The 344-nt window shown below is 73.5% G+C and carries 1 protein-coding gene; it reads right to left on the bottom strand.

Annotated features, from left to right (window positions below; all coding sequences use genetic code 11):
- The coding region (locus tag IEZ31_RS58090; RefSeq protein ID WP_308429560.1) for a putative PEP-binding protein at positions 1-344 on the bottom strand (344 nt) is incomplete at both ends.

The following is a 344-nucleotide window of genomic DNA, read 5'->3' as shown; positions in this document are numbered from 1 at the left end:
GTGCGGCGCTCGCCGAGGAACATGTGCTCGGTGCGGCACAGGCCGATGCCCTGCGCGCCGAAGCGCCGGGCCCGGGCCGCGTCCTCGCCGGTGTCGGCGTTGGTGCGCACGCGCAGCCGGCGCCGCTCGTCGGCGTGGGTGAGGATCCGGTGCACGGCGCTGACGAGGGGGTCGGCCTGCGGGTCGAGCGTGCCCTCGAAGTACTGCACCACCGGGGAGGGCTGGACGGGCACCCGGCCGAGGTACACCCGGCCGGTCGTGCCGTCGATCGAGATCACGTCGCCCTCGGACACCACGTGGCCGTTGACCGTGAACTGCCCCTTGTGGACGTTGACCTCGAGCTC

It is taken from the genome of Dactylosporangium sucinum, assembly GCF_014647515.1.
GTDB lineage: Bacteria > Actinomycetota > Actinomycetes > Mycobacteriales > Micromonosporaceae > Dactylosporangium > Dactylosporangium sucinum.
This window is presented reverse-complemented; position numbering and strand designations above follow the sequence as displayed.